Consider the following 24,578-nt stretch of genomic DNA (forward strand, 5'->3'; position numbering starts at 1 on the left):
TGTTCTCTCGGCTAACTCACTTAGCGTGGTTTGCCGTGACAACGAGGGCGCATTATAGGGAGTTTTCTGAATGTGACAAGCATTATTTTCAAAAAAAATTTCGATAGCGCGCTTTGTAGGCAATTTGACTTCCAATGGATAAATCATAGCCATAGATTGATTGGAAAACAAACAAAAGTAGTAAATTCGATTTGGCTTCTTTCTTTATTTACATTAAATAAACGACAAACAATAATAAGTGCTCTTAAATAAGCTTTCTTATCTTATTATCCAATCTCAATAAATTTAATCATTATTGTGCTTTCTCACATGCATATATCAAATCGACTTCTGAGCTTTCCTGGTTTGTATACACTGGTAGTTACGTTTATCTCATAGAGCCACACATTTTCAATGTTATACTAAGCCATACGCTACTTTATTTAACAATCCACTTTCTTAAATACTATGGAACATAGAAGAAAACCTAAATTGACTACGAAAGGGCAACAACGAACCCAAGCGATGATAAATGCAGCTATAGACTGCTTTTTGATCTATGGTTATGAAAAAACATCTCTTGATATGATTATTCAGAAATCAGGAGGCTCTCGCTCAACGCTTTACCATCACTTTAAAAATAAAGAGGGATTATTTTCCGCAGTAATTGAAAGTCTAATCAATGATATCTTTCTTGAAGTACAAAATAAGATGCTGGAACATAAAACAGCATACCAGCTACTTGAACACTTTGGTTTTTCATTCATCAATAAACTACTTGAGCCTAAAACAATGGGTCTTTACCGTTTAGTTATTGCTGAATCAGTACATTTTCCAATGCTAGGACAAGCATTTAATCAACTTGCACCAGAAAATAGCTATAAGTATTTGGCACAAGAACTCGATAAATTAGAAGAAATCAATTTAGATTTTGAACAGCTACATCATGTTGCTGGATTTTTTATTGAGATGTTAAAAACTAACTTCTTTATGAAAGCATTGATTACTTCTGATTACTCGCCAACAACTGAAGAAATACGTCAACAATGTAAATTGTGCGCTTTAATTATTGGTGATTACCTTCTATTAGAAAAAAAAGAAAAATAATTACTCTTTTCTTTATACCTATACGATTTAGCCTGTTTACTTATTTGCATTCACAAAAAGGGCAGGCTTCAATACAGTTTTTCATTAAATTATATCAACTTACTCTTACTTCTATTCATACCCCCTCCTTCTTTATTCTTCATTTTTACATCAACGAAAATGTACGCTGTATTAAAAAAACACCAAAAAAAAATTATGTACTATTTAATACATAAAAAAATACTGCTAGAATAATTCCGTACTGAACAATACACTTTTTTTTCGTTGAGATAACATCATGACAGATAATAAAAATACAATTTCAAGGCGCTCTTTTATTAAAGCTGCTGGTGTAGGCTCTTTGGGCCTAGCACTTACTACACCGAATAATGCTTCAGCAATATCATCTTCTTTGAATAAAGAAAATAGAGACTATATTGCGACTAAAAAATCTAAAAAAATCATATATAACGGCTATGTCATAACAATGGACGAAAAATATGGTGATTTAGAGAATGGAGCCGTTTTAATTGAAAATGACACTATTATAGATGTCGGGGATATTTCTAAATTTGCCCATATCGATGCAGAATTAATTGATGCGGAAGGTGGCATTATTCTTCCAGGTATAATTGATAGCCATCGACATACATGGATGTCTCTTTTAAGAAGCATTTCTGCCGATATGTCATTGGCGCATTTTTTAAACTCAGTTTTCTATGGTATCGGTGCATTAATGGAAGCTGAAGATTTAAAAATGGCAACCTTAGTCGGCTCTTTAGAAGCTTTAGATGCTGGAGTAACGACGATTTTAGATTGCTGTGATTGTGTAAACACACCTCAACATGCCGTAGCCGCCATTGGTTCTTTACGTGAATCTGGGATCCGTAGTATCTATGCCTATGGTATGCAATCTTATGATTATAAAGGTGAAAATAGGTTTAAAACACATTCACAACGTATTGATACAGCAAAAGAGATTTATCAAAATTTTTATAAAAATAACAATACAATAAACAAAATGGGAGTATTGCTGAGTGATTTTGGAACCATTCCATTTGAGCATACACGCCAAGAAATTGAACAAGCTAAAAAAATGGGGATTTTTATTGCCTCACATACAGGAGCCGCAGAAAAATCTATTTTATTAAAAGGATTACATGAGCTAAAACAAAACAATCTTCTCCATCCTGGTCATCTACATATTCACTGTACCTCCTTAGATCGTAGTGAATGGGATATTTTGTCTCAAACAGGTGGGAAAATTTCTATAGCTCCAGAAACAGAAATGCAAATGGGAATGGGAAGACCTCCTTTCCGTGCGAGCATTGACCATGGATTTAAGCCGGGATTAAGTACAGATATTGTTTGTGTTGGTTCTGGTGATTTATTTTCACAAATGCGCTTAGGATTACAATTCCAACGTTGCATGGATAATGAAGCTACAGCTAATCGGACCGGTAAAACAACGACTCACATTGATTTAAGTGTTAGAGATGCCTTGACTTGGGCAACTCAAGGTAGTGCTGAAGCATTAGGAATGGAAAAACAGATAGGTACCCTTACGCCAAATAAAAAAGCAGATATTATTATCGTATCTCAAAGAAAAGCTTTTGTTCCTTCTAGTTATCCTGCAGGTTCAGTTGTATTACAAACTACTGCTTCTGACGTTGATACAGTTATTATTAATGGCGAAGTTAAAAAACGTTTTGGTAAATTACTCCATCATGATGTAGAAAAAATTAGAACTGAAGCTACTGCAACATTAAAACGCATTCAAGAAAAAGCAAAAAATATCCCGAATGTTTCTCCTGAAGAAATTGCTCAGTTTTTTGATGTGGCACAAGAGCAAGCAAGAGAAAACTTTGCTCAAGCATATAAAAAATAAGGTTGTTTCAATAAAAAAGCCTACAAGTTTCGGTTTGTAGGCTTTGCTATCAAATAAATAGAACATTAACTATTGTTTTGCGATTATCTTATTATCATCTAAATCTAAGATAATCTCTTTGCCTGGCAATAACTTGCCTGACAAAATATCTTGAGCTAATGGGTTTTCAACCTCTTGTTGGATAGCCCGTTTCAATGGGCGAGCACCATAAATTGGGTCAAAACCAACTTCACTCAATTTTTCTAATGCTGCACCTGTAATTGTGACATGATAACCACGCTCTTCTAAACGTTGGTATAAACGACGTAACTGAATTTGTGCAATCGCTGCAATATTTTCTTTACCTAATGGGTGGAATACCACAACCTCATCAATACGGTTAATAAACTCTGGTCTGAAATGATGACCAACTACATCCATCACTATTGTTTTCATTTCAGGATAATCAAGTGTTCCGAAACGTTCCTGAATTAAATCAGAACCCAAGTTTGATGTCATAATCACAACGGTATTACGAAAATCGACGGTTCTACCTTGTCCATCCGTTAAACGACCATCATCCAATACTTGTAATAATATATTGAATACATCAGGGTGCGCTTTTTCAACTTCATCTAATAAGATAACTGAATAAGGACGACGGCGAACTGCCTCTGTTAAATATCCACCTTCTTCGTAACCAACATATCCTGGAGACGCCCCCACTAAACGAGAAACGGAATGTTTTTCCATAAACTCAGACATATCGATACGAACCATTGCATCATCACTATCAAACAAGAAGTTTGCTAATGCTTTACATAATTCTGTTTTACCCACCCCTGTTGGCCCTAAAAATAAGAACGAACCAATTGGGCGATTAGGATCAGACAACCCAGCACGGCTACGACGTATCGCATTTGATACCGCGCTAACTGCTTCTGCCTGACCAATAACACGTCTATGTAATTCCTGTTCCATTCTTAGCAGTTTTTCACGTTCCCCCTCTAGCATTCTAGAAACAGGAATACCGGTCCAACGCGCTAAGATTTCAGCAATTTCAGCATCAGTGACTTTATTACGTAACAGCTTCATATGTTTATCTTCAGCTTTATTCGCTTCAGCAAGCTGTTTTTCTAAAGTCGGAATTTGTCCATATTGGATTTCTGACATTTTTGCCAAATCACCGCTACGGCGAGCTTGCTCTAATGCAATACGAGCTTGCTCTAATTCTGATTTAATATGCTGAGTTCCTGTCAGCTCTGCTTTTTCTGCTTTCCACTCTTCTTCTAAAGCAGAATACTCTTTCTCTTTTTCAGCAAGCTCTTCATTTAGCATTTCTAAACGTTTTTTACTTGCATCATCAGACTCTTTTTGCAGTGCTTGTTGTTCAAGTTTCAGCTGAATAATACGTCTATCAAGTCTATCTAATGCTTCTGGTTTTGAATCCATTTGCATACGTAGGCTTGCACCCGCTTCATCAATTAAGTCAATCGCTTTATCTGGCAACATACGGTCAGAAATATACCGATGTGATAAAGTCGCTGCTGCAACAATAGCTGGATCTGTAATTTGAACATGATGATGAAGCTCATAACGTTCTTTCAGACCACGTAAAATAGCGATGGTATCTTCTACTGTTGGCTCTGCTACATACACTTTTTGGAAACGACGCTCTAAAGCAGCATCTTTCTCTATATATTGACGATATTCATCAAGTGTTGTTGCACCAACACAGTGTAATTCACCACGTGCTAAGGCTGGTTTTAACATATTACCCGCGTCCATAGCACCATCAGCTTTACCAGCACCGACCATTGTATGTAATTCATCAATAAACAGAATGACACTACCTTCCTGCTTAGATAAATCATTTAAAACTGCTTTTAAACGCTCTTCAAACTCTCCGCGATATTTAGCACCCGCTAATAAAGAGCCCATATCAAGAGAGAGTACACGTTTATTTTTTAAACCTTCTGGCACTTCACCGTTAACAATACGTTGAGCTAATCCTTCAACAATCGCCGTTTTACCAACACCAGGCTCACCGATAAGTACTGGGTTATTTTTAGTACGACGTTGTAGAACCTGAATGGTTCTTCTGATTTCTTCATCACGACCAATGACAGGATCGAGTTTGCCTTGTTCTGCTCTTTCCGTTAAATCCACAGTATATTTTTTCAATGCCTGACGTTGGTCTTCTGCATTTTGATCGTTCACTGTTTCTCCACCACGTATTTTTTCAATCGCTATCTCAAGACTCGCTTTATTAGCACCCGCAGCTTTTAGCATATCAGCAACTTGACCACCGGTTTCCATTGCGGCTAAAAGGAAGAGCTCTGACGAAATAAAATCGTCACCTTTTTTCTGTGCCAATTTATCGCACAAATTAAGGTGTTTAATAAGATCATTAGAGGGATGAACCTCTCCACCAGCACCTTCAACTTTAGGTAATCGAGACAAAGCTTCATTAATTCGCTCATTAAATTGCGATGCATTAACACCCGTTGATGTTAATAGAGGGCGAATTGAGCCACCTTGTTGATTAAATAACGCACTCAGTAAATGTATGGGTTCTATAAATTGATTATCGTTCCCAAGTGCCAATGACTGGGCGTCTGCGAGAGCTTGCTGGAATTTATTGGTTAATTTATCCAGGCGCATAACACCTCCAAGTAAAATTTAAAGTAAAATTCGTAACTGGAGAATAGATGAGGTCATTTTGACAATATTCAAGCTCAAAATAAAAATTTTGAGCAAAAATATTTATCAATATTTGAGGTAAGTAAGAAAAACTGTTGGAAAAGTTTATTTAATCCAGATTAATGACGCCATTCGACCGGTTATCTGTTCACGTCTATATGAGAAGAAACGCGATTTCTCTGTCACAGTACAGAAATCACCACCGTAAATCTGTATTACCCCATTTTCCTGTAAAATTATTCTCGCTAACATATAGATATTAGCTAAATATTTACCATTATGAGGAATAAATGCGAGATCAAAGGCCTTATTTTTTTCAATAAAAGCCAAACGTACCTCAGCCCCAACTTCAAAAGCACTGGGGCCAATTGCAGGGCCCAGCCATGCCATTATTTGATGTCTTGGTGCTTTAAACTGTGCAAGTGTATTTTGTAATACTCCATGGCAAAGCCCTCTCCATCCACCATGCGCTGCACCAATTTCTGTTCCATCTAACGTTGTAAAAAGAACAGGTAGGCAATCTGCCGTCATAATCGCACAAACTTTTTTCGCAGTAGAGGTATAAAGGGCATCACCTTCTACTTCACTATTTTTCTCAGTATTTAACGTAACAACGTGAGTGCCATGAACTTGTTCAAGCCATAATGGCATTTCAGGTAACTGAGCTTGTTGACAAAGTCTGTGCCTATTTTCTTCAACACAAGACAAATCATCACCAACATGTGTACCTAAATTAAGGCTATGATAAGGTGGCAAACTAATACCACCTTCTCTGAGCGTACTGCAAGCCCCAATATTCTCAGGTTGTGGCCAATCTGGAAAAATCAATGAAGTCATTTACCAATCCATTTCATCTTTAAATTGTTCAGCATCATCTTTTAATACATCGATAAGCTTAACCATATCATCAGGTAATGGCGCATGCCATTCCATTTCAATACCAGTGATCGGATGGTAAAGTCGTAACATCGTTGCATGTAATGCTTGTCTATCAAATAAACGTAGCGTTTCACGCAACTCTTCTGATGCACCTTTTAAAGGACGTGGTCTTCCTGCATAAAGCTGATCACCAATTAAAGCATGATGAATATGCGCCATATGAACACGAATTTGATGAGTACGCCCAGTTTCTAAGCGTAAACGTAAACGTGTATGAGCACGGAAATGTTCCATGACGCGATAATGTGTTACTGCAGGTTTACCCATTGGGTGTACAGCCATATGCGTACGCTTAGTCGGATGTCGAGAAATTGGTTCATTGACTAATCCACCCGCAGTCATTCTTCCCGTCGCAACTGCTTCATACTCACGCGTGATTTCGCGACGCTGTAAAGCTTCAACTAGATGGGTTTGAGCTGGAACTGTTTTTGCAACAACCATTAAACCTGTTGTATCTTTATCCAAACGATGGACAATACCTGCGCGAGGTACATTAGCAATTTCAGGATAACGATAAAGTAATGCATTTAATACGGTACCATCAGGGTTACCAGCACCAGGATGAACAACGAGATCCCTTGGTTTATTGATCACTAAAATATCGTCATCTTCATAAACGATATTTAACGGAATATTCTGAGGCTCCCAGCGTACTTCCTCTTCAATTAAGGCATCGACTTCAATTTTTTCACCGCCAAGCATTTTTTCCTTTGGCTTATTGATGATTTTATCGTTAACCTGCACTCTATTGTCTAAGATCCACTCTTTTATACGAGATCTTGAATAATCAGGGAACAATTCGGCCAAAGCCTGATCTAAGCGTTGACCCAGCTGTGAATCTGCGACTGTAGCATTAAGTCGTATTTGTTGAGACATAAATAGTTTTCTATTAATTAAGTTAGTGTTTTGACGGCACAGCCGTTTCATTTAAAATGAGTTATAGTGTAACCGATTTTAGGGGAGCTTCACGGAGAGACTCCCCAAACCTATTCAGAGGATAATCAATACGTGATGAGACGCATTAAATACCTGGTGGCAGCGGCCACTGTAAGCCTGTTACTTTCTGGCTGTTCGAGTTCAGACAAAGACGCTACTGCCGATATGTCGCCTTCTGAGCTTTACACAACCAGCCAGGAAAAATTGCTAGATGGCAATTATGGAGCGGCTATCAAACAATTAGAGTCTCTCGATAATCGCTATCCTTTTGGCCCTTACTCGCAACAAGTTCAGCTCGACTTGATTTATGCTTATTATAAATCAGCGGAACTGCCAATGGCGATTACTGCAATTGACCGTTTTATGCGATTAAACCCAACCCATCCTAATATTGACTATGTTCTTTATATGCGAGGCTTAACAGCTCAAGCATTAGATGATAGTGCATTACAAGGATTCTTTGGTATTGATCGTTCAGACCGTGATCCTCAACATGCAATTGTGGCATTTAAAGACTTCAGTCAATTAGTACGTTACTACCCTGATAGCCTTTACGTCGCTGATGCAACCAAGCGCCTTGTCTTTCTTAAAAACCGTTTAGCGAAGTATGAACTTTCAGTTGCGAAATTCTATACTAAACGAGGGGCTTATGTCGCGGTTATTAATAGAGTAGAGCAAATGATGCGTGATTATCCTGATACACAAGCTACTCGTGATGCGCTTGAATACATGGAAAACGCCTATAAAGAGTTAGGTCTGACACAAGAAGCAGATAAAGTGGCTTCATTGATTGCAGCAAATCCAGCTTAACCCACCCATCACCATCAAAAACAGCAGCTTATCGCTGCTGTTTTTTTATTCTTTTTTAACTGGATTGTCTTTACTTTTCATCAGCCCAACCTTCCTAATATGACTGAATAAATACAACTTAACAAGCGCTCTTTTTCAGCTATTTATCATTTGTCACGTTTCTATTACTTGTTACACATACAACTAACAAAAAGTGATTTTGATCATGTTTTTAATTGTGTATCACGATATTCTGAAGTTATCGAAGACGGAGTAATTAAGAGGTAACTATATGATTATAAATATTACTAGTAAACAAATGGAAATTACCCCAGCACTACGTGAACACATTGAAAGCCGTCTAACTAAACTTAATAAATGGCAGGTGAATTTAATCAATCCTCGTATTATTCTGACGAAAGATCCTAAAGGTTTTAGTGTTGATGCCAGCATTCACATACCAAATGGGCAATTGGTCGCTAATGCACAACACGCAGATATGTATGTCGCTATTAATGATTTGTTAGCAAAACTTGAGCGTCAATTAAACAAAATTCAGCATAAAAATGAATCTCGTCGAGCGGATAACAGCTTGAAAGAAGAAAATTTACTTGTCGATGAAATGTAAATAGTAAAGCTAGATTAAAAATTAGAATAAATCACTGACTCAAAACGCCTCTGCGCATCCTCGTGATGCGCTTTTTATTGTATTTTTCTTGACTCCTTTCACATCATCATGTTTGATAGCTATATGTTAAATAATTTACCAAACAATATAATGACGACGCATTCATTTTTGTCTTTCTTCTTTTTCTTTTTACTCTTTCATTAAGAGGCTTTGTCATTTCAGAAAGAAAACTAAGAACGACAATAGCCTCCAAAAATGGAGGCTTTTTTATTTATAATGGTATGACGCAAAGGTATAGGGCTAAAACATGGAAAAACTCGATTTATTAGCAATCAGAGATAAAATCACAACGTTAGATTCAGAATTACTCACGTTGTTAGCAAATAGACGCCAATTATCTGCTGATGTCGCTCAATTTAAATTGAATACACATCGCCCTATTAGAGATAAAAATCGTGAACGTGAATTACTTGATTTATTAATTGAGAAAGGAAAAAAAGTTGGTCTAGATGGTTTTTATATCAGCCGCATTTTCCAAATGATTATTGAAGATTCCGTATTAACCCAGCAAGCAATTTTACAGCAACATCTAAATGCGACACCAAATGAATCTGCAAGGATTGCTTATTTAGGCCCCAAAGGCTCTTATTCTCATATTGCTGCTCGCCAATATGCCGCCCGTCATTTTGATACAATCATTGATTGTACTTGTCAAAAATTTGACGATATTTTTACACTGGTTGATACAGGCCAAGCTGATTATGGCTTATTGCCTATTGAGAATACCAGCTCTGGCGCAATTAATGATGTTTACGATTTACTGCAAACAACATCACTGTCAATTGTGGGTGAAATTCGTATTCCAATTAATCATGCACTTTTAACCAGCGTTGATAGTTCGACAGAAGAATTACAAACTATTTATAGCCATCCTCAACCTTTCCAACAATGTAGCCATTATTTAAATCAGTATCCAAACTGGAAAATTGAATATTGCGAAAGTACTGCTGCTGCAATGGAAAAAGTAGCTCTTGCACAATCACCACATGTTGCGGCTATTGGCAGTGAAGCCGGTGGATCTCTTTATGGTTTAAAACCTTTAGCAAATAATTTAGCAAATCAGCAAATAAACGTAACACGTTTTATTGTTATTGCACGTAAAGCAATTGATGTGTCAGAGCAAGTTCCTGCAAAAACAACATTCTTAATGGCTACAGGACAACAAGCAGGCGCTTTAGTTGATGCTTTAATGATTTTAAAAAAATACGACATTATTATGACGAAATTAGAATCTCGCCCTATTAATGGTACGCCTTGGGAAGAAATGTTTTATATTGATGTTCAAGCTAATTTGCGCGATATAAATATGCAAAAGGCTTTACATGATTTATCACAAACAACACGGTCATTAAAAATATTAGGTTGTTATCCTTCAGAGAACGTAGTGCCAGTCGAAGTAAAATAATAAAACGATTCACTAATAAATAAACCAGATAGTGGATCACTATCTGGCTTTTCTTTTTATCTCGTAATTTTACGTTATCACTAATTATAAGAAGCCATACATCGCAGCAAATACCCAACCAAAGACACAGGAAACTGTTACACCAATTAATCCCGGAAGAATAAAGCTATGGTTAATAACAAAACGCCCTATCCGGGTTGTACCAGAACGGTCAAATTGAATAGCGGCTAAGTCACTAGGATAAGTTGGTAGAATATAGTAACCATAACAAGCTGGTGCAGATGCAATGATATAAGCAGGATCAACACCAATACCCAATGCTAAAGGCACAATTGCCGCTAAAGCAGCTGCTTGAGAGTTAACAAACTTAGATACTAATAATAAGACAACGGCATAAGCCCAAGGATATTCTCGTACTAATTGCCCTAAGGCTGCCTCTATTTCTTTCATATGTGCAGAGAACATAGTTTCTGCCATCCAAGCAATACCATATACAGCAACAATAGCTATCATCCCTGAACGGAATACTTCATTTTTAGAAATAAGAGACGGATTGGTTTTACAAATAATAATAATTGATGCGCCGGCTAATAACATAAACATCTGAATAACGAGCACCATAGATAACGGTTTGCCATTAAATACAGGACGTATTTCAGAAAAAGCACCTAATATTGCAACAACGGCAATAGCACCTAAAAATATCCACATTGCCACCCAGTTTTTCATCGGCAATTTTTTATCTAAAAGTGTTGCTGTATCACCATAAACATAATCATGGTTTTCAGGAACTGAAATAAACTCTTGGAAGCGTTGGTCTTTATCTAAATCCTTACCTCTAAACCAACTGAAAATACCAATCGCTAAAATACCAATAAAAGTAGAAGGAATTGTAATTGCTAATAAATCTAAGAATTCAAGATGCTTACCATTAAAAGTTACGTCACCTAGCATTGCCACTAAGGTTACAACCGCAACAGAAACAGGACTTGCAATAATCCCCATTTGTGAACCAATAGTACTTGCAGCCATTGGCCTTTCTGGACGGATATTATTTTTAATCGACACATCATAGATAATTGGCAAAATGGTATAAACAACGTGTCCTGTACCACATAGGATTGTAAGGGTACAAGTTACAAGTGGTGCAACAATAGAGATATATTTTGGATTTTTACGCAATAATTTTTCTGCTATTTGCAACATAACATCTAATCCACCTGATGCTTGTAATGTTGCGGATGCAGAAACAACAGCAATAATCACTAACATTACATCAACTGGTGGCTTTCCTGGTGGTAAGTTAAAAATGAAAACTAAAATAACCAAACCAACACCACCGAGCAGACCTAATGCTATTCCCCCCTTCCTTGCTCCATAAAATAAACACACTAATATAATGGCGAGTTGTATTATAAAATCCATAGTTTACCCCTTGAAAAGCACGTCGGAATACAAATAAAAAATAATACAATTGATTTTTTAGCACTTCTTGTAAAAAACATAGTTTATAAAATGTAATTTACGATAATTGTTATACCTATTTTCTTGATCATTGTTATATTTTTAATAATACTTTTATATTTCATTCAATTTTAAGAACCTATCAACAAATTATTTTTAATAAAAGACAATATCGAACATTAATAGTTATTTAATTAAACTCAATAATAACAATTAAATAACATCGAGATATGAAAGACATTAGTGAATTAATAAAAATAGATATTTATCTTATTGTTTTTAAATATATATTTAAGCTTACCCACTCTTATTTCCTTAATAAAAGTAGGTAGTTCTATTTATTATTAAATTTGAAAAAGACAGGAAAATAATATGAATATTTTTATCATACTGATTTTAAGCCTATTTTTTAATAACAATACAGATAGGGTTGATTCCGAGAAGGGGTATTATACTTATTCGATGAGTAATCAATCACATTTACAGCGTTGTACAGTAAGTCCATGCCCAGATCCTAAGGATTATTAATTTATAACTATATTATTTCAAAGGGAATTCTTATTCTTAAACTATATATTTTATACTTTTATTTCTATTTTCTAACTATATAAATACTCAATTTCATAATGAAAACATACAAAACAAATCATCAATAAATGAGTATTAACAAAATGAGACAAACACAACTGATCCTAATATAACTGTTTTTTAATGGTTGCATTTAACCACCTTGTGATGATAAGTGGTAATAAACCAGACAAACCCAATAAATAATTCGCAAAAATAAAAGCCGAACAATCATCTGTTCGGCTTTTTATATCTTTTATATGTAGCTAAATGCTATATAGCTAGATACGACTGTCATTGGCTTTTTGTAATAATACCCCACTCTCTTTCATAAATTGAGGAGCATAATCACCAAACCAATCACTCACGTTATTAAATGAATGAACAAACTCATTCTTTGCATTAATATCCAATAAATCGATAGCTTGACCTAAAGAATGATGATATCTGCGGATTAATTCAATATTCTCTTTTGATGATAAGATAATATCTGCATACAGTTGAGGATCTTGAGCAAATAGTCGCCCTATCATTGCCAACTCTAAACGATAAATAGGAGATGACAATCTAAGTAAACTCGCCAGATCGACTTTCTCTTTTGCCAAATGCTGACCATAAGCAAAAGTTGTAAAATGTCGAAGGGCCTGAATAAAACTCATGTTTTTATCATGCTCTTCTGGTGTAATTGCCTCAATTCTCGCACCCCATACCATCAATTGCTCCAGCAACCATTCAAACTCTTCATGGTTACGACCTTCACAATAAGCCACAACCTGTTTTGCTAAGCTAGGTACATCCGGGCCAAACATAGGATGAAGACCTAAAACCGGCCCACTATGTGCTTTTAACATCGCTTCTAAAGGTACTTTTTTAATAGAAGCAAGATCAACTAACAAACAATTTTCAGGTAAAAGAGGAAGCTTTTCAATAACCTCAACAGTTAAATGGATAGGCACACTAATAATAACCATGCCTGCATTATCAAAAATAGCAGGTGATTTTGTTTGCCATTCATTTGCTTCTAAACTTTCAACTTGATAACCAGAAAGGGTAAACAAACGGGAAAATAGTTTTCCCATTTTACCATTCCCCCCCACAATCACAATTTTACCCAGTTGAGGATTTAGCGTTTTAAAGCCTTTGTCATTTTCTTTAGTATAAGACTCACGCATTACTCGGCGTAACACATCTTCAATCAAATCTGGGGATATTCCTATTTTCTGCGCATCATTACGTCGAGAAGCAAGCATTGAGGCTTCTCTATCAGGGGCATAAATCGGTAAACCATGGCGATTCTTAACTTCACCAACTTCTGCTACCAATTGCATTCTTTTCGCAAGTAAAGAAAGCAGTGATTTATCAACCTGATCGATTTGCTCACGCAAATTTTGTAATTCTTCAGCCATCTATGCTTGCCTCTTTTTCTTTATGATTATCTAACTTAACTGACTTTTTTAAATTGCTCTTCACGCTGAGCTAAAATAGGTGAAATTTGTGCATGTAAATTTCTTAATACAGATTCTGTTGTTTCCCAACTGATGCATGCATCGGTGACTGAAACACCGTATTTCATTTCGCTACGAGGCTGTTCTGATGATTGATTACCTTCATTAATATGACTTTCTAACATAATACCTGTGATAGATTTATTGCCTTTAGTGATCTGCTCAATCACTGAATCAACCACTGCGGTTTGACGACGGTAATCTTTATTCGAATTGCCGTGGCTACAATCGATCATTAATGACGGTTTTAAACCTGCTTTTACCATATGGGCTTCACATTGCGCCACGTCTTCTTCATGGTAATTTGGCGTTTTACCACCACGTAGAATGACATGCCCATCAGGGTTACCTTGCGTTTGTAATAAACACACTTGCCCTGATTGATTAATTCCCATAAAACGGTGTGGCATAGAGGCCGCCTTCATTGCATTAATTGCCGTATCTAGATTACCATCGGTTCCGTTTTTAAAACCTACAGGCATTGAAAGTCCAGATGCCATTTCACGGTGAGTTTGAGATTCTGTTGTCCTTGCACCAATCGCAGACCAACTAAATAAATCCCCTAAGTATTGTGGATTATTAGGATCTAATGCTTCTGTTGCCAAAGGCAAACCTAATTGCACTAATTCAGTCAGTAATTTTCGCGCAATATGTAATCCCTTTTCCATTTCAAAACTACCATCCATAAATGGATCACTAATTAAGCCTTTCCAACCCACTGTTGTACGAGGTTTTTCAAAGTAGACACGCATCACAATGTACAGACTATCACTTAATTCAGACGCTAATACCTTCAGACGCTTTGCGTAATCGATAGCAACATCAACGTCATGAATGGAACAAGGCCCACATACCACAAGTAAACGAGGATCACGACGTTGAACAATTTCAGAGATTGTTTGACGTGATTGAGCAATGGCATGCAGATCATTGCGACTCAATGGGTATTTTTGTTTTAACTCTTCAGGCGTAATTAAAACCAGCTCTTCGCTGATATTCACATTATTGAGTGCATCTTTTTGCATGATCATAATTTTTACCTTTTTATATCTGTCATTGTGATTTGTTGTCTGTCTGAAAGATAAGATAACACGCAATGTAAAGAAATCAATCCGTATTTTTAATGAAATTGACATAACTGTAAGCTAAAGTTTACATCAAGAGAATTAATTACAAATAATCATTAAATTACAATTAATTAAATTATTTTAAAAAAATGATAATAATGTGACCACGATTAAACTAAAACAAAGAGGTGTAATTAAATATTTACACATTATCTTTTAATGAATCTTGGAATAAGAGGAGTTAAAAAGAGAGGAATATAAAAACAAGCGACAATATAATAATTCAACATAAAAAAGGTCAGCAAATGCTGACCTTTTAACAATAACTTTCGGATGTGCGAAAGCGTATTATTTAGCGTTAAGACGCTCTTTGATACGAGCAGCCTTACCTGAACGCTCACGCAGGTAGTACAGTTTAGCTTGGCGAACCGCACCACGACGTTTCACAGTGATGCTATCTACGACTGGAGAGTGAGTTTGGAATACACGCTCAACACCTTCGCCATTAGAAATTTTACGAACAGTAAATGCAGAGTGCAGACCGCGGTTACGAATAGCGATAACCACGCCCTCGAATGCCTGCAGACGTTTTTTAGAACCTTCAACAACCCATACCTTAACTTCTACATTATCGCCTGGACGAAATGAAGGTACATCTTGCTTCATTTGTTCTTGTTCGATTTGCTTAATAATATTGCTCATAATAACTCTCTTACCCTAGGTAAACTGATATTAATGACACCTTGTGTCAGACTTACTCTGCTGTACTTTCCAGATATTCCCGTTGGAATTCTGTTAACAGCACTCTTTGCTCGTCAGTCAGAGCTAGGCTTTCCAGAAGCTCAGGTCTTCTTAGCCAGGTTCGACCCAGTGATTGTTTCATACGCCAGCGATTAATATGTGCATGGTTGCCTGACAGCAGAACTGCCGGTACTTCCATACCATCTAAAACCTCTGGGCGAGTATAGTGAGGATGATCCAGTAAACCTTCAGCAAAAGAATCTTCTTTTGCAGAGGCCGCATGCCCGAGAACCCCCGGAACAAAACGTGCAACCGCATCTATCATTATCATGGCAGGTAATTCCCCACCACTTAATACGTAATCACCCACAGACCATTCTTCATCAATTTCGGTTTGAATGACACGCTCATCTATACCTTCATACCGACCACAAACTAGAATTAACTTCTCATTTGTTGCCAGTTCACAAACTCCTTGTTGATCGAGTTTGCGTCCCTGAGGTGATAAATAAATCACCTTTGCTCCATCACCGGCCGCAGCTTTCGCTTGATGAATGGCTTCCCTTAAGGGCTGTACCATCATCAACATACCAGGACCACCGCCATAAGGACGATCATCAACAGTATTGTGTCTGTCGTATGTAAAATCTCGGGGATTCCAACATTCTACATTAAGCAAACCATGCTTAACTGCCCGACCAGTCACCCCGTACTCGGTTATAGAGCGGAACATTTCTGGAAATAGGCTAATTACCCCAATCCACATTTTCGTGTCCCACTATTGAGAACCGTTAACCGGATAATCTAAAAACCAGGATCCCAATCAACGATAATTTTTTTCGCTGAGAGATCGACTTTCTTGATAACCTGCCCATCAAGAAACGGAACTAACCGTTCCCCAACACCGAATGCATCTTTCAGATTAGCTTTAATGACCATTACGTCATTTGAGCCAGTTTCCATCATGTCAGTAATGACACCTAAATCGTAGCCTTTGTCAGTTTCAACATGGCAACCCATCAGATCTTTCCAGTAATATTCACCTTCAAGTTCAGGCAGTTGCGATGCATTCACGACAATTTCAACATTAGTCAGGAAATTAGCTGCATCTCTGTCGTCAATACCTTTTAGCTTGACGATAATATCTTGGTTGTGATGTTTCCAACTTTCAATTTCAATGGTTTCCCATTGTCCATGTCGTTGAATAAACCACGGTTGATATTCAAAAATGTTTTCGGCATGTTCGGTGGAGGAAAAAACTCTGAGCCAACCACGGATCCCGTAAGGTGAGCCCAACTTACCCATAACAATAGGTTCTACAGGCTCTTTTAAGGTTTTTTGTTCGCTCATTGTTACCACCGCGACAGATTAAGCGCTTTTCTTCGCTGATTTGATCAGGCCAGCAACACGTTCTGAAACAGTTGCGCCTTGAGCAACCCAGTGTTCAACACGGTCTACGTCTAAACGTAATTCTTCTGCATTACCGGTTGCCAGTGGGTTATAAAAGCCTACGCGTTCAATGAAACGACCATCACGCGCATTGCGGCTATCGGTTACTACTACTTGGTAAAACGGACGCTTTTTTGCGCCGCCACGAGCTAAACGAATTGTTACCATAACATCCTCATTAGTTAATAAAACAACCAGACGCCATCGAGGAACGGAGTCCGGTTGTCATATAAAAAGCCCGAAAAGTTTACTCACTTTGGGGAAAAAAGCAATCCAAAGCACGTTTTTTTTCCGGATTTTTGATTTTAACGGCCTGGAAATCCCGGTGGCATCATACCTTTCATGCTACGCATCATCTTAGCCATGCCACCTTTTTTCATTTTTTTCATCATACGTTGCATATCATCAAACTGTTTTAACAAACGGTTGACGTCTTGCACTTGCGTTCCTGAACCTGTCGCAATACGACGTTTTCGAGACCCTTTGATGATTTCGGGTTTTTGGCGCTCTTTTTTAGTCATGGAATTAATAATGGCTTCCATTTTTACTAAAATTGAATCATCCATTTGTGATTTTACTGCATCCGGCACCTGAGACATACCTGGCATTTTGCTTAACATACTCGCCATGCCACCCATGTTCTTCATTTGCTTTAATTGATCTAAGAAATCATTTAGATCAAAGCCATCACCTTTTTTAAGCTTCGTCGCCAGCTTTTCAGCTTGTGCTCTGTCAACTTTACTTTCAATATCTTCAATCAACGACAGAACATCACCCATGCCTAAAATACGAGAGGCGATACGATCTGGATGGAAAGGTTCTAAAGCTTCTGTTTTTTCCCCAACACCGAGGAATTTAATAGGTTTACCTGTGATATGACGAATTGATAACGCCGCACCACCACGCGCATCACCATCAACTTTAGTTAAGACAACCCCTGTTAATGGTAATGCTTCGTTAAAGGCTTTTGCTGTATTTGCTGCGTCTTGACCCGTCATAGCGTCGACAACAAACAAGGTTTCAACCGGATTAATAGCTTTATGAAGAAGTTGGATCTCCTCCATCATGCCTTCATCTATGTGCAAACGTCCTGCGGTATCCACCAGTAATACATCATAAAATTGAAGCTGTGCATGTTTTAATGCATTGCTTGCAATCGTCACTGGGTTTTCTTGCACTGTAGAAGGGAAGAAATCAATACCAACTGTCTCAGCCAATGTTTCAAGTTGTTTAATCGCCGCTGGGCGATAAACATCAGCAGAAACAACTAGAACTTTTTTCTTCTTTTTCTCTTTTAAAAATTTACCTAATTTTGCAACACTGGTTGTTTTACCGGCACCTTGCAAGCCCGCCATTAAAACAACAGCAGGTGGCTGAGCAGAAAGATCAAGGTCAGTATTGACTTCCCCCATCGCATTGACGAGTTCATTTTGAACAATCTTCACAAACTCCTGACCCGGTGTCAGGCTTTTGTTAACTTCATGTCCTACTGCGCTTTCTTTAACTCGCGCAATAAAATCACGAACCACAGGTAAGGCAACGTCGGCTTCTAATAACGCCATACGCACTTCACGCAGTGTCTCTTTAATGTTTTCTTCGGTCAATCTTCCTCGACCGCTTATATTGCGCAGCGTGCGCGATAATCTGTCACTTAAATTCTCAAACATTATCTTAGCTCAGTGTTAAAGTTGGGCTTATCAGTATGTATGCCATCGATTATATCACGATGACTCGCGGATCTCTGCATAGAGATTTAAGCTTAATGACTTCAATAGTTGGAGCCGAATGCTCCTAGCGCTATACTAGGAAGTTATTCAAACAATATATGTAAGCGAAACTATGCCCGTTATATCAATCTCTATCGTCGCTGTCTGCGCTTATTTACTCAGTCTGGTGCTCATTTTACCGGGTCTGTTACGAAAAGAGCAGAATGGATACCGCGGATTAGCACTCCTCTTCGCGGTTATTGCGCTTGTTGCGCATGCTATTTCATTAAAATTTTTAATTTTCCGTCCCCACAGCGGACAGGATCTTTCACTCACCAATCTAGGTGCTATTGTGAGCTTGATGGTCTGCGTTATTATGACGATTGTGGCTTCCCGTGGCCGAGCATGGTTTTTACTACCTATTGTTTATTGTTTTGCAATAGTCAATCTTGTCATTGCAGCGCTCATGCCTGGTGAGTTTGTTACACATCTTGAAAGTAGCACATCACTCTTTATCCATATTGGACTTGCATTATTAAGCTATGCCACATTGTTAATTGCAGCGTTATATGCATTGCAACTGAGTTGGCTAGACTATCAACTAAAGAATAAGAAGTTAAAATTTTCACCTCAAATGCCTCCATTAATGACAATTGAGCGAAAAATGTTTCACATCACACAAGTGGGTGTTGTGCTCCTAACACTAACATTGTGTACAGGTTTGGTGTATATGGATAATATTTTTGGTAAAGAAAATATCCATAAATCGATTTTTTCTATCATCGCTTGGTTTGTTTACGTCATTTTATTATGGGGACATTTCCGCGAAGGATGGAGAGGAAAAAAAGTCATTGTTTTTAACTTGATTGGCGCCATTATTTTGACATTAGCTTTTTTTGGTAATCGTTTATTACAAGAGTTAGTGCTTAATTAATTTTTATTTTAGGGTAGCAAAAGGATCTCAATTTTGGAGCATGTGTCGACTACTACGCTCATTATCATACTAATAGCGATGATTATTGCCTCAGCTTATTTTTCTGGAACAGAAACCAGCATGATGACGATTAATCGTTATCGTCTTCGTCATGCGGCAAAACAAGGAAATCGCTCTGCGAAACGTGTTGAAAAACTATTACAACGTCCTGATAGATTGATCAGTTTGGTATTGATTGGCAATAATCTGATTAATATCGTTGCATCTGCATTAGCGACTATTGTGGGTATTCGTTTATATGGTGATGCTGGTGTTGCTATAGCCACAGGTATATTAACTTTTGTGATCCTTATTTTTGCTGAAGTACTTCCAAAATCAATCGCAGCGCTGTATCCAGAACGAGTTGCCTATCCAAGTAGCGTCATTCTTTCGCCATTACAAAAACTCATGTTACCGATTGTTTGGTTTTTTAATAAAATCACATTAATACTAATGCGAATTTTGGGGATCAAATCGCCAGTAATACAAGGTAATGCTGTTTCAAAAGAAGAGCTTAGAACCATTGTAAATGAATCAAAATCGAAGCTTTCTCAAAGAAATCAAAATATGTTGCTTTCTATTCTTGATTTAGAAAAAGTGACTATTGGCGATATTATGGTGCCAAGAAATGAGATTTTTGGTATCGATGTCAATGACGAATGGAAATCCATCGTAAGACAGTTAACTCATTCTCCTCACGGTCGAATTGTACTTTATCGCGATACTCTCGATGATACCATTGGAATGCTACGAGTACGCGAAGCCTATCGCTTAATGACAGAGAAAAAAGAATTCACTAAACAAATTTTGATAAAAGCGGCAGATAAAGTCTATTTTATTCCTGAAAGCACACCTTTAAATTTACAGCTTGTTAATTTTCAGCTTAATAATGAAAAAGCGGGTGTTGTGGTTGATGAATACGGTGAAATTCAAGGTTTGGTCACCGTTGAAGATATTCTAGAAGAAATTGTGGGTGACTTTACCACCTCAATGTCGCCTTCATTAGCAGAAGAAGTTATTCCTCAAAAAGATGGCTCATTGCTCGTTGACGGTACAACAAATATTCGAGATATCAATAAAGCATTTGGCTGGCATTTACCTGAAGATGAAGCCAGAACCATTAATGGCGTCATTATTGAAGAGCTTGGCGACTTACCCGTTGTCGGCAATAAGATAAAAGTCAGTGATTATGAATTTGAAATACTTGAAGTTCAGGACAACGTCATCAAAAAGGCTTTAATTCGCCACCTCGTGATCCCTCATCATTAACGAATACAAAATAAAGCGCTTAAATAAGCGCTTTATTTTTGCTGTTTATCCGAGTTCAAATCGTAATTTGCTATTACGAAAATCAAATTCTCTTGCAGGTTTCAAATAGAAAGGATCTATCACTTGTTCTGTCTTAAGTTGAGTGGGTCTTGCTTGTTGATAATCAGAATAAAAACCATGATTTTTTATCCACATCACTAAATTAAGAGCAGGTTCATGAGAATAAGAATAACCATACTCTTCTCGTCGGCAAATAAAACATGCTGTTTCGCCTTTGTTTAAAGTAAGAGAAAGAGACTTACGTGGAAAATTAGTAATGATAGAGCCATCATCTTTTACTGATTCAATATTGAAATGATGAGGTGCTAAAGTCTTAATATTTTCATATTTTAAATCTAAATTTTCGCCAGAATAACTATTGGTTTTAATTCTATCCTCCTGAAAATACCAATGATATTCTTCATCTTCTTTTTCTTTATAGAGATAATCCCCACCAATTTTCATTATCGTATTAGTTTCAGCCTTAGTTATTTTTTCAAATCGTTGAGTTTCTATTTCTGATGAAAATAACAAATATTCAGGCTTGATAATGAGTTCTGATTCAGAGTGAAACCGTCTAACATACTGTTTATGTACACGCTCAAAATAACGATATTCTTGTGCTTTAGAAGGGCCTTGATAGAAAAAAGCATCTTTAGGAAATTGAGTACGTAGCGTACTTTTACCAAAGAAATAAAATTCTCGAACAAAAAACTCTAAAACCAATTTAGGTGATGAGAATAGGTGATTTTCCATAACAAAAGTGTACTCCGTGTATTAGGCATAAATTTAATCCATTATTGTGATAACAATATAAGAAGATAAGAAAATAAAACAATGGGATAACGAAAAGAAAAATAGGAAAGAAATTAGGATAAAAAGAGACAATAAATCAGGATACGAATTTCTTGATCTATTGTCCCCTAGTTTTACAAAGTAGCTAAGACTAGATATGTAGCTCTTTTAATGTCTCTTCAGGAAGTGCTAATTCGTCGTTATGATTAATACCGATACTATGAGCTAAAATATCTCGTGCGATATCTTGCGCTTCAGCCAAAGAATGCATTTCATAAGTACCACATTGATACACATTTAACTCAGGAATATGGTTTTGATCTTTTACTTTCAAAACATCTTCCATTGCTGCTTTCCATGCATTAGCAACTCGCTGTTCTTCTGGTTGCCCAATTAAGCTCATATAGAAGCCTGTACGGCATCCCATTGGGGAGATATCAATAATCTCAACACCATTACCATTAAGATGATTACGCATGAAGCCAGCGAACAAGTGCTCTAACGTGTGAATTCCTTTCTCAGGCATGGCTTTTTTATTTGGCACAGTAAAACGTAAATCAAATACCGTGATGGTATCACCAGATGGCGTTTTCATTGTTTTAGCAACGCGTACAGCTGGTGCAGACATACGTGTATGATCAACAGTAAAGCTATCCAATAAAGGCATAAAAAACCTCCTAAGAAAAATTTAAATATTTTTAAAAAAAAATGAAACTTTCTGCAAGTAGCTCGGTCTTAGTAATGAATACGCGCAAAATGTTATCATCCCTATTTCTCTATAGAATTTTTCAGCCACACAAATCTTAGTGTGGCTTTTTTCTATCTAAGTTTAGGAAGCCACGTTATCGGCATTTGCCCCTGCATGGATCTTCAAATACTCATCAAAAGAAATGGTATCACTCTTTTCTAACTCTTCTTGACGTTTTATGGATGAAATTCTCTCATGATCAAAAGCTTCATCAGTCAACGTTTCATAAGGCGTTTTAATTAATTCTTGGTAATACTCTTCCGCTAAAGATAAACCGTAACTGCCAATGCCTTGTGTTTTTATTTTTTCTAACAATCTGCCAGAAAAAGTTAATTCTGGATTATCGAACATTTCTTCTAACTTAACACAAACTTCCATATATTTTGTGCCAGAACAACAATCAAGAACATTTGCCACTCGTTTTAAATCCGCAAATAACGCTTTACCCACTTGTGCTAATGGCTCTTTTCTTTCACCACAACCCATTCCAATAACTTGACCAGGCTTACGTCCTTCTAGAATAACGTTATTCCAATTTGCGCGACAACACGCTAATTCAGAAGCACTCATTTCTGGTGCATCAGCTAAAACACACCAAATTAAGAATAAATCAAGGAAGCGAATTTGAGTTTCATCGACACCAATTGGCGTAAATGGATTGATATCGAGTGAACGAACTTCGATATATTCAATACCACCACGTAATAAAGCATCAGAAGGCGATTCATCACCTTTAACGACACGCTTAGGACGAATAGGTGCATAAAGCTCATTTTCAATCTGCAGTACATTGGTGTTTAATTGAATGTACTCATCATCTTTATTCTTAACACCCAGTTTAGCAAATTCGTCAGATGGTTTATGAATCGCTTTTTTCAGCCCTTTAACATAGGTTTCGAGGTGATTAAAGGTAATATCTAAATCACTTTGCGATTTATTGGTATATCCCAAATCACTTAAACGTAATGACGTTGCATAAGGTAAATACTTCGCACCTTTTGGCGTACTTTCAAATGGTAAGTTTGTTTCTCTTCCCTTTAAGAAAGATCCACAAATTGCTGGCGATGCGCCAAAGAAGAAAGGAATAATCCAACCAAAGCGATAATAGTTACGGATCAAACGCAGATAACCATCTGAAATCGCTTCTTTACCACTTTTTTCGTCTTTTACATTCGCCCAAGCTTGCCAAAATTCAATAGGCAATGAAAAGTTATAATGCACACCTGAAATAGTTTGCATTAAAGCACCATAACGATTTTTCAACCCTTCACGATATAGTGTTTTAAAACGTCCTACATTGGATGTGCCAAATTGAGCAAGTGTAATCTTATCTTCTGCTTCAATAAAGCAAGGCATACTCATAGGCCACATGCGTTCATTGTCTAAGTGACGTGCCGTATAGCGATGTAAATCACCTAAAAAATGCAGGGTATGTGAAATATTGTCATCAACAGGTGTAATAAACTCTAACAGAGACTCAGCGAAATCCGTTGTGATCCATTTATGAGTTAATGATTTACCCAATGAGATAGGGTGTTCTGTTGATGCTAAATTGCCTTCTGGCGTTACTCTTAAAGTTTCGCGCTCAATACCACGGTGGATGCCACATAAAACTTTAGGGTGTGCTTCCAACCAAGAAAGCGCTTTGGATACGTCCGGGATCAAAGGTGACCTCCCGCGTTGATTAATGTAAGTAGATAGATAGGAGTTACTTTATCGTAAAGTCACTAAATTGTCGCTGATTAGATGATGTTAGCATTGTTAGTTGGTGCTAAAAAAAACCTTAACATCATAAGAAGTAAGAGAATTCTAGAAAGCAAAAAGCCTCGCAATAGCGAGGCTTTAAAGATGGTGCATCCTGGA

General features: G+C 37.1%; 21 protein-coding genes and 1 other annotated feature. Of the genes, 7 read left to right on the plus strand and 14 right to left on the minus strand.

All coding sequences use genetic code 11. From position 1 onward, the window contains the following. Positions 1-471: 471 nt before the first annotated feature. Together JEP40_RS17985 and JEP40_RS17990 are read left to right on the plus strand one after the other, a co-directional pair. A complete protein-coding gene (locus JEP40_RS17985) occupies positions 472-1,086 on the plus strand; it encodes a TetR/AcrR family transcriptional regulator (RefSeq protein WP_198624652.1) in 615 nt (204 codons plus the stop codon). A gap of 277 nt (positions 1,087-1,363) precedes the next feature. Beyond that, positions 1,364-2,953, plus strand: coding sequence for an amidohydrolase family protein (locus tag JEP40_RS17990; protein WP_198624653.1), 1,590 nt, complete (start codon positions 1,364-1,366; stop codon positions 2,951-2,953). Between the two features lie 69 nt (positions 2,954-3,022). On the opposite strand, the gene clpB is transcribed toward JEP40_RS17990, so the two are convergent. The 3 genes from clpB to rluD all read right to left on the minus strand — a co-directional run bounded on the left by clpB (position 3,023) and on the right by rluD (position 7,450). Beyond that, positions 3,023-5,596: an ATP-dependent chaperone ClpB gene (gene clpB, locus JEP40_RS17995; RefSeq protein WP_198624654.1), complete on the minus strand. Its 2,574-nt coding sequence runs from the start codon at positions 5,594-5,596 to the stop codon at positions 3,023-3,025. Between the two features lie 144 nt (positions 5,597-5,740). Then, positions 5,741-6,472, minus strand: coding sequence for a purine nucleoside phosphorylase YfiH (yfiH, locus tag JEP40_RS18000; RefSeq protein WP_198624655.1), 732 nt, complete (start codon positions 6,470-6,472; stop codon positions 5,741-5,743). Next, positions 6,473-7,450, minus strand: coding sequence for a 23S rRNA pseudouridine(1911/1915/1917) synthase RluD (gene rluD / locus JEP40_RS18005; RefSeq protein WP_198624656.1), 978 nt, complete (start codon positions 7,448-7,450; stop codon positions 6,473-6,475). It lies immediately after the preceding gene. Positions 7,451-7,585: 135 nt separating this feature from the next. On the opposite strand from rluD, the gene bamD reads away from it, so the two are divergent. The 3 genes from bamD (at position 7,586) to pheA (ending at position 10,392) form a co-directional block, all read left to right on the plus strand. Then, on the plus strand, positions 7,586-8,320 hold the full coding sequence (bamD, locus tag JEP40_RS18010) for an outer membrane protein assembly factor BamD (protein WP_072070872.1): 735 nt from the start codon (positions 7,586-7,588) through the stop codon (positions 8,318-8,320). A gap of 271 nt (positions 8,321-8,591) precedes the next feature. Further along, positions 8,592-8,927, plus strand: coding sequence for a ribosome-associated translation inhibitor RaiA (raiA, locus tag JEP40_RS18015; RefSeq protein WP_198624657.1), 336 nt, complete (start codon positions 8,592-8,594; stop codon positions 8,925-8,927). 155 nt (positions 8,928-9,082) lie between these two features. Further along, positions 9,083-9,199: a sequence feature (Phe leader region), on the plus strand. 35 nt (positions 9,200-9,234) lie between these two features. Then, positions 9,235-10,392 carry a bifunctional chorismate mutase/prephenate dehydratase gene (gene pheA / locus JEP40_RS18020; protein ID WP_198624658.1) on the plus strand — a complete coding sequence of 386 codons (1,158 nt, stop codon included), beginning with the start codon at positions 9,235-9,237 and terminating at the stop codon, positions 10,390-10,392. A gap of 84 nt (positions 10,393-10,476) precedes the next feature. Here the strand turns inward: pheA and JEP40_RS18025 are convergent, their stop codons facing one another. The 8 genes from JEP40_RS18025 to ffh form a co-directional block, all read right to left on the minus strand. Next, positions 10,477-11,817: an anaerobic C4-dicarboxylate transporter gene (locus JEP40_RS18025; protein WP_109409473.1), complete on the minus strand. Its 1,341-nt coding sequence runs from the start codon at positions 11,815-11,817 to the stop codon at positions 10,477-10,479. 887 nt (positions 11,818-12,704) lie between these two features. Further along, positions 12,705-13,829: a bifunctional chorismate mutase/prephenate dehydrogenase gene (tyrA, locus tag JEP40_RS18030; protein ID WP_198624659.1), complete on the minus strand. Its 1,125-nt coding sequence runs from the start codon at positions 13,827-13,829 to the stop codon at positions 12,705-12,707. Between the two features lie 35 nt (positions 13,830-13,864). Beyond that, the gene (locus tag JEP40_RS18035) at positions 13,865-14,959 is read right to left on the minus strand and encodes a 3-deoxy-7-phosphoheptulonate synthase (protein WP_269814770.1); all 1,095 of its coding nucleotides are present in this window, start codon (positions 14,957-14,959) and stop codon (positions 13,865-13,867) included. Positions 14,960-15,343: 384 nt separating this feature from the next. Beyond that, a complete protein-coding gene (rplS, locus tag JEP40_RS18040; protein WP_036932575.1) occupies positions 15,344-15,697 on the minus strand; it encodes a 50S ribosomal protein L19 in 354 nt (117 codons plus the stop codon). Between the two features lie 52 nt (positions 15,698-15,749). Further along, positions 15,750-16,502 (minus strand): tRNA (guanosine(37)-N1)-methyltransferase TrmD, encoded by a 753-nt coding sequence (gene trmD, locus JEP40_RS18045; protein ID WP_072070877.1) that lies wholly within the window; start codon positions 16,500-16,502, stop codon positions 15,750-15,752. A 38-nt stretch (positions 16,503-16,540) separates the two neighbouring features. Beyond that, a complete protein-coding gene (gene rimM / locus JEP40_RS18050) occupies positions 16,541-17,086 on the minus strand; it encodes a ribosome maturation factor RimM (protein ID WP_036932577.1) in 546 nt (181 codons plus the stop codon). 18 nt (positions 17,087-17,104) lie between these two features. Next, entirely contained in the window at positions 17,105-17,353 is a 249-nt protein-coding gene (gene rpsP, locus JEP40_RS18055) for a 30S ribosomal protein S16 (RefSeq protein ID WP_004244772.1), read from the minus strand. A gap of 137 nt (positions 17,354-17,490) precedes the next feature. Further along, positions 17,491-18,852, minus strand: a complete 1,362-nt coding sequence (gene ffh / locus JEP40_RS18060) for a signal recognition particle protein (RefSeq protein ID WP_198624660.1) — start codon at positions 18,850-18,852, stop codon at positions 17,491-17,493. 172 nt (positions 18,853-19,024) lie between these two features. On the opposite strand from ffh, the gene JEP40_RS18065 reads away from it, so the two are divergent. Both JEP40_RS18065 and JEP40_RS18070 read left to right on the plus strand, forming a co-directional pair. Continuing rightward, a complete protein-coding gene (locus tag JEP40_RS18065) occupies positions 19,025-19,825 on the plus strand; it encodes a cytochrome C assembly family protein (protein WP_198624661.1) in 801 nt (266 codons plus the stop codon). 33 nt (positions 19,826-19,858) lie between these two features. Continuing rightward, positions 19,859-21,133 carry a CNNM domain-containing protein gene (locus JEP40_RS18070; protein ID WP_198624662.1) on the plus strand — a complete coding sequence of 425 codons (1,275 nt, stop codon included), beginning with the start codon at positions 19,859-19,861 and terminating at the stop codon, positions 21,131-21,133. Positions 21,134-21,178: 45 nt separating this feature from the next. Here the strand turns inward: JEP40_RS18070 and JEP40_RS18075 are convergent, their stop codons facing one another. From JEP40_RS18075 to gshA, 3 genes are all read right to left on the minus strand, one after another. After that, the gene (locus tag JEP40_RS18075; RefSeq protein WP_198624663.1) at positions 21,179-21,928 is read right to left on the minus strand and encodes a hypothetical protein; all 750 of its coding nucleotides are present in this window, start codon (positions 21,926-21,928) and stop codon (positions 21,179-21,181) included. Positions 21,929-22,118: 190 nt separating this feature from the next. Beyond that, entirely contained in the window at positions 22,119-22,634 is a 516-nt protein-coding gene (gene luxS, locus JEP40_RS18080) for an S-ribosylhomocysteine lyase (protein WP_198624664.1), read from the minus strand. 162 nt (positions 22,635-22,796) lie between these two features. Beyond that, on the minus strand, positions 22,797-24,380 hold the full coding sequence (gene gshA, locus JEP40_RS18085; protein ID WP_198624665.1) for a glutamate--cysteine ligase: 1,584 nt from the start codon (positions 24,378-24,380) through the stop codon (positions 22,797-22,799). Between the last annotated feature and the right edge of the window lie 198 nt (positions 24,381-24,578).

The sequence above is a fragment of the Proteus vulgaris genome (assembly GCF_016239305.1).
Taxonomy (GTDB): domain Bacteria; phylum Pseudomonadota; class Gammaproteobacteria; order Enterobacterales; family Enterobacteriaceae; genus Proteus; species Proteus vulgaris_C.